The sequence below is a fragment of the Clostridium sp. CTA-1 genome, from assembly GCF_054768215.1.
Genome location: NZ_BAAAAP010000025.1, coordinates 41,999 through 54,149 on the forward strand (window position 1 = coordinate 41,999; position 12,151 = coordinate 54,149).

The 12,151-nt window shown below is 25.0% G+C and carries 9 protein-coding genes; 4 read left to right on the top strand and 5 right to left on the bottom strand.

Annotated elements, in window-relative coordinates; genetic code table 11:
• Positions 1-112: 112 nt before the first annotated feature.
• Both ACYUEW_RS16075 and ACYUEW_RS16080 read right to left on the bottom strand, forming a co-directional pair.
• A complete protein-coding gene (locus ACYUEW_RS16075) occupies positions 113-664 on the bottom strand; it encodes a DJ-1 family glyoxalase III (RefSeq protein WP_265204050.1) in 552 nt (183 codons plus the stop codon).
• Positions 665-731: 67 nt separating this feature from the next.
• Complete coding sequence (locus ACYUEW_RS16080; RefSeq protein ID WP_043032219.1) at positions 732-1,142, bottom strand: GtrA family protein; 411 nt, start codon at positions 1,140-1,142, stop codon at positions 732-734.
• 425 nt (positions 1,143-1,567) lie between these two features.
• Between ACYUEW_RS16080 and ACYUEW_RS16085 the strand changes: the two genes are divergently transcribed.
• Entirely contained in the window at positions 1,568-2,785 is a 1,218-nt protein-coding gene (locus ACYUEW_RS16085) for a M16 family metallopeptidase (protein WP_043032218.1), read from the top strand.
• A 143-nt stretch (positions 2,786-2,928) separates the two neighbouring features.
• Here ACYUEW_RS16085 and uvsE read toward each other — a convergent pair whose 3' ends face one another.
• Positions 2,929-4,200: a UV DNA damage repair endonuclease UvsE gene (gene uvsE, locus ACYUEW_RS16090; RefSeq protein WP_460277292.1), complete on the bottom strand. Its 1,272-nt coding sequence runs from the start codon at positions 4,198-4,200 to the stop codon at positions 2,929-2,931.
• 486 nt (positions 4,201-4,686) lie between these two features.
• Here uvsE and ACYUEW_RS16095 point away from each other — a divergent pair, with 486 nt between their 5' ends.
• Entirely contained in the window at positions 4,687-6,090 is a 1,404-nt protein-coding gene (locus ACYUEW_RS16095) for a thioredoxin-like domain-containing protein (RefSeq protein ID WP_003484318.1), read from the top strand.
• Positions 6,091-6,111: 21 nt separating this feature from the next.
• Here ACYUEW_RS16095 and ACYUEW_RS16100 read toward each other — a convergent pair whose 3' ends face one another.
• The gene (locus ACYUEW_RS16100) at positions 6,112-6,930 is read right to left on the bottom strand and encodes a TIM barrel protein (protein WP_042384514.1); all 819 of its coding nucleotides are present in this window, start codon (positions 6,928-6,930) and stop codon (positions 6,112-6,114) included.
• Positions 6,931-7,120: 190 nt separating this feature from the next.
• Here ACYUEW_RS16100 and recJ point away from each other — a divergent pair, with 190 nt between their 5' ends.
• Positions 7,121-8,902, top strand: coding sequence for a single-stranded-DNA-specific exonuclease RecJ (gene recJ / locus ACYUEW_RS16105; protein WP_265204047.1), 1,782 nt, complete (start codon positions 7,121-7,123; stop codon positions 8,900-8,902).
• An 808-nt stretch (positions 8,903-9,710) separates the two neighbouring features.
• Positions 9,711-11,819, top strand: a complete 2,109-nt coding sequence (locus ACYUEW_RS16110; RefSeq protein WP_460277295.1) for a PAS domain-containing sensor histidine kinase — start codon at positions 9,711-9,713, stop codon at positions 11,817-11,819.
• Positions 11,820-11,932: 113 nt separating this feature from the next.
• On the opposite strand, the gene ACYUEW_RS16115 is transcribed toward ACYUEW_RS16110, so the two are convergent.
• Positions 11,933-12,097 (bottom strand): hypothetical protein, encoded by a 165-nt coding sequence (locus ACYUEW_RS16115; RefSeq protein ID WP_003484322.1) that lies wholly within the window; start codon positions 12,095-12,097, stop codon positions 11,933-11,935.
• Positions 12,098-12,151 lie beyond the last annotated feature (54 nt).

A 12,151-nucleotide genomic window follows, 5' to 3' on the forward strand; every position in this document is an offset into this window, starting at 1 on the left:
TTTGTTAGTATAGCCACATATGTTTTTCCATATTTCATCAAAAGTAAAGATAGCATGAAAATATTTTATTTAATTATTATACTTTTTTATCAGATATAAGATAAAAATAATTTTAAAGAAGGTGTAAAAGTATATCCTCTTTTATTTCTTTTACAGAATCTTTTTTTAAATTTTCTAGTATTCTAAAGGCAAAATACATTGCCGCGGAAGGTCCTCTACTGGTTATTATATTTCCATCTTGAACAACTAAGTCTTCCTTGTAAAGGCCTTCTTTTAAATCCTCTTCAAAACCAGGATAAGAAGTAACCTCTTTTCCTTTTATTATATTTGCCTTACTTAAAACTATTGGACCTGCACAGATAGCGGCTATTAATTTTTTATCTTTATTAAATTCTTTTACTAAATCTATTAATTTATTATTATCTCTTAAATTAGTAGCACCAGGCATACCACCAGGAATAACTAAGGCATTATATTCATCACTTTTGATTTCTTCCAAAGTTTTATCTACGTTAACTAAAATATTATGAGCTCCCTTTATTTTTTTATTAGAAGTAATACTGCACATATCACATTGAATATTAGCTCTTCTTAATACATCTACTACAGTTAGAGCTTCAATTTCTTCAAAGCCCTCTGCTATAAATACTAAAATCTTCGTCATAAATGTTCCTCCTTTAATCTTATTAAGTTACTATACTAATTTTATACAATTTATTAAAACAATAATATTAATTTTTTTTGAATATAAAAAATTTATTTATTAGAAATGACAAAATACCTGTACCCATTGAGGCTATAAGCGCAGATATATTGGACCAAAGAACTTGAGATACATTTAATAAATTGTAAGAAGATAGATTAGATAGTATCATACCATTTAGTATGGCAGCTATACCAATTACAGAGGCATATTGAATATAGGAGCTATCTTTTGTTTTAAATGTAAACTTTTTATTTAAAAAATATCCGTTTATAGAGTAAATCGAAAAAGAAATAAGTTTAAATAAATAATTAATATTTCCACTATACATACCAGTAAAAAACCATAACAAATTTAATACTAAAAAATCTATAAGTACATTTAAAGCTCCTATAGAGGCATATTTTATAAATTCTATAAAGCCTTTATTTTTAAACATAAAACCCCTTCTATTCTATATAAAGATAATTAATATTTTAAAATGAATCATATCATAATATTATACTTTAAAGTATAATATTTCAAGTTAATAAGGGAGTTTTATACAAAATAATAAATTTAAAAGGGATAATTCATACAAAATATATAAAACTTAAAATCTTATAAACCAAAGGAGGAAAACTTTCTTGATTAAAAGGTGAGTGAAAAAAGTAAAAATTAATTTAAAATTTTTTATTTTTTAGTATAATAGAATATATTATTTGTATTTATAGCGTACAAGCTATAATATGTAAATTTAAAATATTCATTTAAGGTAGAGTTATAAAATCTAATTAATTAAATAAAAAGTTAGATATATTTACTGAAATTAATATAAAATTAAAAGAGGTGAGAATATTTTAATTTTTGATTAAAATATAAATTATGGAAAAACTAAAATTAGAAAACGGAATAAAGGTAGTTTATGAAAAAACTTTAAGTAATATAAGCTCTATATCTATAGGTTTTAATGCAGGGGCTTTAGAAGAAAAAGATGAGTTCCCTTTTGGTACAGCTCATGCTGTGGAGCACATGGTGTCTAAGGGAACTTTTAATAGAACAGAGAAAGAAATAAATATTTTAGCAGATAGTATCTTTGGGTTTGAAAATGCTATGACTAATTATCCTTATGTAGTGTATTATGGATGTTTTTTGAAGGAGGATTTAAAAAAAGCCTTAGATTTTTATAGTGATATATTATTAAATCCAAAGTTTGAAGAAAAAGCTTTTCAGGAAGAAAAATCTATTATATTAGAGGAATTAAAAGAATGGAGAGAGGATCCTTATCAATTTTGTGAGGATCAAATGCTAAAAAATTCTTTTAGAGAAAGAAGAATAAAAGAATTGATTATAGGGAATGAGAAAAGTATTAGAAATATTACTTTAAATCATCTAAAAGATTTTTATAATGCCTACTATACCCCTGGAAATTGTGTAATTACCATAGTAACATCAATGGATAAAGAAGAAATTATAAAAAGTGTAAAGAAATTTTTTGAAAACTTTAATAAGCCCTACAGAAAAACAGAAAAAGTAAGATATGAAAATAGAAAAGAAAATATTTATACTAATTATAAAGAGGGGATGGAAGGAGCTAAAATAATATATAGCTATGATATTCATAGTCTAAATAAAGAAGAAATAATAGCTCTTAAAATATTTAATGAGATATTTGCGGAAGGTACAAGTAGCATTTTGTTCCATAATATTAGGACTAAAAATTCCTTAGCCTATGATGTAGGGAGCAATTTTAAAAATGAAAGAGGTATAAAGTTATTTGATTTTTATATGGGTACATCCAAAGAAAAAGTAAGTAAAGCTATTAATATAATGGACAAAATTTTAGAAGAAATAATAGATAACGAAGAATATTTTACAAAAGAAAATATACGTAGAGCCTTAAAAAGTATAAAGCTTAAAAAAGCTATACGCCATGAAATGTCTATAAGACTAGCTTTAGATATTACCACTTCTGAACTTATGTATAAGGACAGTTTAAATATAGATTATTCTATAGAAGATTTAAGTTTAATAAAAGAAGAAAATATAAAAAAAGTATTAAAAAAGGTTTTTAAAAATAAAGTCATACAAATATTACAATAATTATTAATATAAATTTATGTTAAAGTAAAGTTCTTCTAAGATCAGTTAAAGCTTTTTTAGCTTGAAATAGCTTTTTATTATTTTAGAAGGATCTATTAAAACTTGTAATTTGCTAAGAATTCTATAATCTTAATATTTTAATTTTAGTAAATAAAATAATAGGAATCCAGAATATAGTTCACACTATACTTTTTACATAATCTATATAAAAGTTTTTTGATTTTTTCGCCTAATTCTATGTTAGAATCTTTTTCAAAGTCTTTATATAGAGAATAAAAGTTAGCTTTTTCTTTTTCATTGACTTCATCTTTTACATAGCTATAAACATGAAGAAGGGTATTTTTATAATTTTTTTTATCAAAATCATTAAGTAAACTTTTATCTATAAAGTTATAAAATCTTATAGCTTTGTTTTCTATATTAGAATTAACTAAGTTGCTGCACTCTTTATAAAGAGTGTAGTTTTTCTCCATAACAGAATATTTATATTTAGCCCATTCATCATAAATAAAACTTTTTTTATGATTCTCTTTTAATGAATTTATGCATTTTATAGCAGATATTTCTTTATCTTTAACCTCCAGCATACTATCCGCATCAAACTTTTTTAAAAGATTATAGTATTTTAAGAAGTCATCTAAAAATATAAATTGAGAGTGAGCACCAGGTTTTTTGTAAGGATTTTGATTAGAATAATGAATCTTCATATTTCCGTCTTTTTTCATCCAAGTGAATCTAACCTGTTTTAGTATTTCTTTTATTTCTTCTAATTCATCAAAATTTTTATTCATTTTTACTCTATGATGAAGGTTATCAAAAACAGCAGGAACATGTATATTATTACACATAGAGAGTATGTCTTTTATATCATAATTTCTTTCATCATTTTCTAGTACCAATCTTTTTTTAGCTGAGTCTGAGAGATATTTAAAATTATTTTCGAATCGTTTCATAGCTTCTAGTTTATTATTATAAACTCCACCTAAATGAATAACTATTTTATTTGAATAATTTACTCCTAAAGAATCTAAAAATTTAGTGTGATATTCTATGTCTTTAATACTTTTTTTTACTATATCCTCTGAGGTTGAATTTAATACAGTGTATTGACCAGGATGCATAGATACTCTTATATTATTTTTCTTTATAAAATTACCACATTTATAAAACTCTTCTTTAAATAAATTCCACCACTCTATATTGTTAATAGAATGACTACCAAATGGAATAATATCAGAACTTATTCTAAACATGGAAATATCTTTAGAAATATTATAATTTAATATAGAATAAAGATCCTGTAAATTTAGTTTGCAGACTTCATAAAATTTTTCATAAGAAAACTTTTTAAGTATAAAACTTCTAGAATTTTTAGCATCTATAGTTATTGGAATACAAGCGTAACCTATTCTCATTTTTAATCTCCTTTTTATATAAGTAATTTAAAAAATAAATGGGTACGGTTCATATAAAAATACTTTAAAGAGAGGATCGTTTTATATATTATAGTGCCAAGCTTAAATAGGATGAACTATAACCCAATAATATATTTGTACATAGTATATACTAAACATTAAAATTAAATTTATATTTATATATTTTCGGAATATAATATTATAATATGTAAAAATTTGCGTATATTTAATGCTTATAATAAAATTTTTTGTTACTATCCTTGTAAAAAAGTCGGAAAATTACTATAATTAAAAAGTATGTGGATAGTTTTTAATTATAATAATTTTTTCACAACTAAAATAAACATAAATAAGAAGATAGTTTTATTAATATATAAAATTTAAAGAATATAAAAATGAATTTATATATATATAATAGTATACTATATAATAAAAATGAGGAAATTTGAGAGGAGGGAATAAGGATATAATTATCCTTATAAATATATGAGTAATTTGTATGAAAAGTATAAAAATGCTAGAGTTCATGCCCCTAATTTCCCAATGACTATTGAATGGATAGGTGCCAAAAAGACAAATTTGGATAAACTAAAAAATAGAGTTATAGTTTTAGATTTTTGGACTTTTTGTTGTATAAATTGCATACATGTAATAGAGGATCTAAAATATTTAGAAGAAAAATATAAGAATAAGTTACAGGTTATAGGAGTACATTCTCCTAAATTTAAATATGAAAAAAACAGTAAAGCTATATTAAATGCTATGAAAAAATATGGAATAAGTCATCCGGTAGTGAATGATAAAAATAAAAGTATATGGGATAGTTATACAGTAAATGCATGGCCAACATTTGTATTAATAGATCCAGAAGGATATGCCTTTGCTATGGTATCAGGAGAAGGTAATAGAGAATTATTGGATCAAATAATAGGTGACACAATAGAATACTTTGATAATATACATTGGTCAGAAGAAAACATAGTTTTGCAAAAGAAATGTGAAAAAGAAGAATATATATATCCATCAAAAATATCTATAAATGAAAATGGATTAATAGCCTTTTCAGAAAAAGGTAGGAATAGAATAGTAATATTAGATCAAAACTTAGAAAAAATAAAAACAATAGGTAGTAGTGAATATGGATTAAAGGATGGAGATTTTAAAGAAGCTCAATTTAAAGCTCCAGAAGGGCTAAGATTTATAGAAAATAAGATCTATGTTGCAGACACTGAAAACCATTCCATAAGAGAATGTGATTTAGAAAAGGAAATGGTTAAAACTATAGCAGGTAATGGACAAAAGGAATATAGTCCTATGGCAAAGGGAGATGCTTTGAATGTAAGTTTAAATTCTCCTTGGGATTTAGAAATATTAGAAGACTGTATATATATAGCTATGGCAGGAAATCATCAAATTTGGAAATATAATATGAAAGATAAAAGTATAGAAAGTCATATAGGTACAGGAGGAGAAAACATAAGAGATGGAAGCTTTGATAAATGTTTATTAGCGCAGACATCAGCTCTATGTTACGATGGAAAAAAAAGACTATACTTTGTAGATTCAGAAACCAGTTCTATAAGATATGCAGATTTAGAAGAACATAAAGTTCATACACTTATAGGAAAAGGATTGTTTTATTTTGGAAGCAAAGTAGGAAGTTTTGAAAATACCATGCTTCAGCATCCTTTAGACTTAAAATATAAAGACAATGTATTATATATAGCGGACACATACAACAATAGAATAATAAAAGCAGATATTTTAAATGAAAAAGTAGAAATAATAAAAAAAGGATTAAATGAGCCAAATGGAATAGCTATATATGAAGATAGTATATATATGTGTAATACAAATAATGGCAAAATTGAAAAAATAAACATGAAATAAGGAAAGTGCATAGCACTTTCCTTAAAGTTCGTAATAGGAATTTTTAAGAAGAAGGGCATCCTTTTCAAGTATTGGACTTTCACATATTATACAACCATTGATATTAAAATCTTTAAAAGCTTTAAGGCAAGCAATATAGTTAAAGTCGCTTTCCTCAAAAGGAAGATGGTTTCTTTCACCTTTTTCACTATAATGTATTCCAGAAAGATGGATATGCATATCATCTAAAGCAGATCTTCCTAGATTTTTTTCTACATAACTTAATATATTATAAAAATCCTTATAGGTTTTTAAACCACCATTAGACCTAGCATGTATATGAGAAAAGTCTATACATAATTTGCAAGTGGCAACTTCTTTACATAGGGCTACATTTTCTTCTAAAGAACCAAATTGAGTTCCTTTCCCAGTGGTTTCCAATCTATAATCTACTCCTAAATCTGGTAATTTTTTTAAGTTTTCTAAAATAGTTTTAAAAGTTTCTTCTTTGGAGTCCTTAAGATAAAATCCAGGATGAAATATTAAACTTCTTCCCTGAACTTTTTTTAAGCCCTCAGCACCTTTTATTATTCTTTCCAATGATTTTTCTTGCTTTTCTATTTCATCTGCGTTTAGATTTATAAAATAGGAACCATGGGCAGATAAATAAAAATTACTATTATTTTTTTCCTCTAATATGCCTTCTTTGTTTTTATCTGTAACATTAACAGATCTTACAAAGGGTAATTCCATGGCATCTAAGCCTATATTGTTTAAATATGTTATACCAGATTTATAATTAAATTTAGTAGTTCCATCACCTATGGGTAGGCCGGATATTCCAAAAAGTAATCTGTCCATAAATAAAACCTCCATTGCGTTAATTTAATATACATATTATTATGAAAAATATAATTTAAAACTAATTTGATAATGATTATTATATAATATTTATAAGAGTATGTAAAATCAGAATTAAAATTGAGATAAATAAAATGAATACAAAAGTATTAACCTTAATGGTATAATTAGCAAGGAAGAGGTGTGTGGCTTGAAGAAAAAGTGGATGTTAAGAAGAAGTAAATTGAATATAAAAGATATAGCCCATAAGTCAGGTATAAGTGAAACTTTATGTACTATATTAGTTAATAGAGAAATATATAATTTAGAAGATATAGAGAGTTTTTTGAATCCTTCTTTAAAAAAACTATATAATCCTTTATTAATGAAAGATATGGACAAAGGTACAGAAATAATAAAAAAGGCAATAATAGATAAAAAGAAAATAGCCATTTATGGAGATTATGATGCAGATGGTGTTACTAGTACCGTAATATTATACACTGCTTTAAAGGAATGCGAAGCTAATGTGACTTATTACATACCAGATAGAGAAACAGAAGGATACGGTATGTGTACAGACAGAGTTGAAAAATTAAAAGAAGAGGGTGTAGAGGTTATAATTACCTGTGATAATGGTATAGCTGCATTAGAGCAAGTGGAACGAGCAAAAGAGTTAGGTATGACAGTGGTAATTACAGACCATCATGAATTACCTTTTATAGAAAACGAAAATGGTGAAAGAGAATATGTAGTACCAAAAGCAGATGCTATCATAAATCCAAAACAAAAGGATTGTTATTATCCCTTTAAAATGCTTTGTGGAGCAGGCATAGCTTTTAAATTTTCAAAACTTTTATATGAAAAACTAAATATGAATCCTAATAAATATAAAGAATTATTAGAATTTGCAGCTATAGGAACCATATGTGATGTAGTAGATTTAAAGGATGAAAATAGAATAATAGCTAAATTGGGATTAAAAAACATAAATAATACAAATAACCTAGGGCTAAGAGCACTTATAAAAGAGACTTCATTAAATGGAAAAAATATAACTTCTTATAATGTAGGATTTATAATAGGGCCTTGTATAAATGCTACAGGAAGATTAGATACAGCGGCTCTTTCCGTGGAGTTATTTTTGACCAAAGATATAAAAAGAGCAGAGGAACTAGCAAAAGAGTTAAGAAACTTAAATGCCGAGAGACAAGAAATAACTATGGAAGGTGTAGAGGAAATAACATATACCATAGAAAATTCATCATTAAAGAATGATAAAGTATTAGTTATTTATAAAGAAGATATACACGAAAGTATAGCAGGTATAGTATCAGGAAGAATAAAGGATGCATATAATCGCCCAACAATAGTTTTAACTAAAGGAAAAGAAATGCCTAAAGGATCTGGAAGATCTATAGATGGATACAATCTTTTTGAAGAACTTATGAAATGCAAGGAATACATATATAAATTTGGTGGCCATCCAATGGCTGCAGGCCTTACTATAGAAGAAAAAAACATAGATAAAATAAGAGAAGAATTAAACAAAAATTGCAATTTAAAAGATGAAGATTTTATACCTAAAATAAGAATAGATAAAAGACTACCTTTAAAAGAAGTAAACTTAGAGTTAATAGATAGCTTACAGTGTTTAGAACCTTTTGGTAAAGGAAATAGTTCACCAATACTAGCAGAAAAAAATATAAAGATAGAAGGAATAAGAATGCTAGGCAAAGATCAAAACACATTAAAATTAACTTGTAGAATAGAAGATACAAATAGAAGAATAGATGCAATAGCCTTTGGAAAAGTGGATGAATTTAAAAGAGATTTAGAAAATATATATGGAGATGAAAGTATAGAAAATATTATAACTAACCCACTTATGGCAGGTTTAAAATTAGATTTAATATACTATCCAATGATTAATGAATACAACGGAAATGTGTACACCCAATTAAGAATAATAGACTACAGAATAAATAGATAAAATAAGGAAAGTGCGACGTATTTTCCTTAAAGAACAGAGTATAGATAATAGAGAACAGATATGGATGATTTTTCTCCGCTTTGCTACGTAAAATGTAAAATTATATTTTCTTTTTTTATAAAAAAGATTTAAGACCTCAAAAAAAATTTCGATAGAAAATTAATGCGTAGCATGGCCAAAGATTGAACTTTTCATAATCTTTATACGAATCTAAATTGCATTCAAAACTATTTGCGTTAGCAAACAAATTTAATATATAAAGCCACTAATTTCAGCTAGTTTTTATATAAACTTAATGTAATCAGTGGCTTTTATATATTTTTTTAGTTATACTCCTCTAATGAAGAAAATTTTTAATATTACTCTATATAAAATTCTTATAAATGTTTAGCTACAAAACTTCTGACTAAGCCGATAATTGTAAATCAAGCTTCTGCTTAATTCTTTGCATAAGTAAGCACCCATGTAAAAATTATAGGTTTGGGATATTTACTTAAATTTTTTATATTAATCTAAATATTAATTGCTATAGAAAGCCTGCGGACGCGCTATCACTTTTCTTAAAATATCTATATATGAAATGAAAATTTAATTTTATAATATTTAAACTACTTAATAATTTTAGTAAAAATATTTAAATTAAAGATTTTGTGTAGAGGCGCGGAACAAAATCATCTACAGCTGTTCTCTGTTCATTATACTCTGTACTCTACATAAGAAAAGTGAGTGGCACTTTCCTTAGAAGTTGACTAAGGGCGTAGAAAAAGAGTAAACTATATAAAGTGATATATAATAATAGGGGGGAAATATGGGACCAATAGGAAGTGTTTTTTTGGAAGATAAAAATACAATAAAAAGTATAATGGATAGCATTCCTTATTCATGTTATATTGTAAACGATAAATATGAATTGCTTTATGTAAATAGTATAGCTCTAAAGTTAAGCAAAGAACTAAAAAGAAAATCTAGTTCTAAGCTACGGCCTGGAGAAGAAAAAACATTGATGGATTGTTTAGATGAATACGAAATAAATTTTATCGATGGTGAACCTGTTACAGAAAAAAACTTTCCTGTTTTTATAGCTCTTAAAGAACAAAAGAAGATAAAAGAAGTTTCATTAATATTTACAAAAAACAATTGTGAAAAGGTATGTTTTAGTTTAACTGTAATACCTATAAATTTAGAAGGAACCAAAAAGGGAGCTTTAGTAAATTTAATGGATATTACTCAAGAGCACACCTATAAAGAAACCATAGAAAAAGATAAGGAAGAAATTTTAAATATTTCAGAACAAATAAAAAATAAGAGTGAAATTATAGACATATTAAGAAAAAAAGAATTGGATTACATAAAATATCTTAATAATGTAATTAATAATGTATCTGAAGGAATATTGGTTTTTGATAAGCATTCAAAATTAATTTTATGGAATAAAGCTATTGAACAAATAGGTGGAATGAAAATTAAAAAAATATTGGGCATTAAAGAAATAATTAATGAGTATGATATATACATACTAGATAATCATAAAAATATGAAATATAAAATTAAAAAAGTAAATCCAGATTATAATAGTAGTGTAAAAGACCTATTATTGAAATTGGTAAAAAAAGATAGTAATGAGATTAAGTATATAGAATATAATAGTAATCCTATTATAGATGAAAATARTGAGATACTATATACTATATCAAGTATAAAGAATGTTACAGATTTAATAGAAAGTCAAATAATATCTGAAGAAAGAGCAGAATTTATAAAATATGTAGTAGATTGTATAGAGCTACCATTAGCAGTATTAGATTATCCTGATTTAACATATAAATTAGTTAACGAAAGATATGAGGAATTAGTAGAACGATTATATACTAAAAAAATAAAGGGTAATTTACTTGGAAATACAGTGGAAGATGTTTTTAGAAAAGAAGAATTTAAAGAGCAGTTAGAAGTATTACAGAAAATGAAAGAGGGAACTATTAAAGAGTATACATTTTCACCTGAAAAATTTGTTCTACAGTCAGGAGAAGAAAGATTCTTTAAAGTAAAATATATTTATCATGAAACTAAAAATAAAAAAAGAGTTCATATACATGGTTCTGATGTAACAGAAGAATTTAAAAATAATTTGGAACTAGAAAAGGTAAATAAGCTTAAAGATGAGTTTTTTACTATAATATCTCATGAATTAAGAACTCCGTTGACCATAATATATTCTTCCCTACAATTAGCTTATGATATTTATTCAAAGGATATAAACCCAAGTATCGATAAGATTTTAAAAAGAATAAATCAAAATACAGCTAGACTTTTAAAACTTATAAATAATATACTAGATATATCAAAAGCAGAAGCGGGATTTTTAGCTTTAAATAATGAATATTTTGATGTAGTATGGGAAACAGAAAATATAGTTAATTCAATAACAAATTATGCTAATTCTAAAAATATAAATTTAATATTTGATACTACAAAAGAAGAAGAAAAGGTTTGGATTGATAAAGATAAATATGAAAGAATATTATTAAATTTATTATCTAATGCTGTAAAATTTACACCAGAAAACAAATCTATATATGTTACTCTTAAAATATATAAAAATAATTTTAAATTAATAGTAAAGGATGAAGGGGCAGGAATACCTAAAGAAAAAATAGATTGCATTTTTAATAGATTTGCTCAAGTGAATAGTTCATTATCAAGAAATGCAGAAGGAACAGGTATAGGACTTTCATTAGTTAAGAAAATTGTGGATCTTATGGGTGGAGAAATAAAAGTAAATAGTACTCTAGGAAAGGGAACTACATTTACTGTTAAAATAAATAAAAATATGGATAAATGTTATGAAAAGATAGAGAAAACTGTTATACACAATGATATTTCTAAAAAAATACATATAGAGTTTTCAGATATAAACTAGAAAATATATAAAGCCCTATTTAGGTAAATAAAATTTACAATTAAATAGGGCTTTTATTATTAATCTATAATAGAGTTTTAAAGAAATATTGTGAATTTTATATCATTATTCGTTTAAAATTTATATGGATTAAAAGATTCATCTGAATTAAGTTTTACTTTATTAGAAAAATTTTTAGGATTATTAAAATTTGTAGAACCTATTTCCATATCTTTTGAGCTTTCTATTCTAAATCTATTTAAAGCTTCTTTTACTTCTGGCACTAAATTTTTTGTCATTATTAGCACCTCCTAATATAATATAGAATATTTAAATATATAGAATTAATAATA

Coding starts and splice junctions, on each gene's coding strand:
- ACYUEW_RS16075 (WP_265204050.1), bottom strand. CDS start 664: ATGACGAAGATTTTAGTATTTATAGCAGAGGGCTTTGAAGAAATTGAA.
- ACYUEW_RS16080 (WP_043032219.1), bottom strand. CDS start 1,142: ATGTTTAAAAATAAAGGCTTTATAGAATTTATAAAATATGCCTCTATA.
- ACYUEW_RS16085 (WP_043032218.1), top strand. CDS start 1,568: ATGGAAAAACTAAAATTAGAAAACGGAATAAAGGTAGTTTATGAAAAA.
- uvsE (WP_460277292.1), bottom strand. CDS start 4,200: ATGAGAATAGGTTACGCTTGTATTCCAATAACTATAGATGCTAAAAAT.
- ACYUEW_RS16095 (WP_003484318.1), top strand. CDS start 4,687: ATGAGTAATTTGTATGAAAAGTATAAAAATGCTAGAGTTCATGCCCCT.
- ACYUEW_RS16100 (WP_042384514.1), bottom strand. CDS start 6,930: ATGGACAGATTACTTTTTGGAATATCCGGCCTACCCATAGGTGATGGA.
- ACYUEW_RS16115 (WP_003484322.1), bottom strand. CDS start 12,097: ATGACAAAAAATTTAGTGCCAGAAGTAAAAGAAGCTTTAAATAGATTT.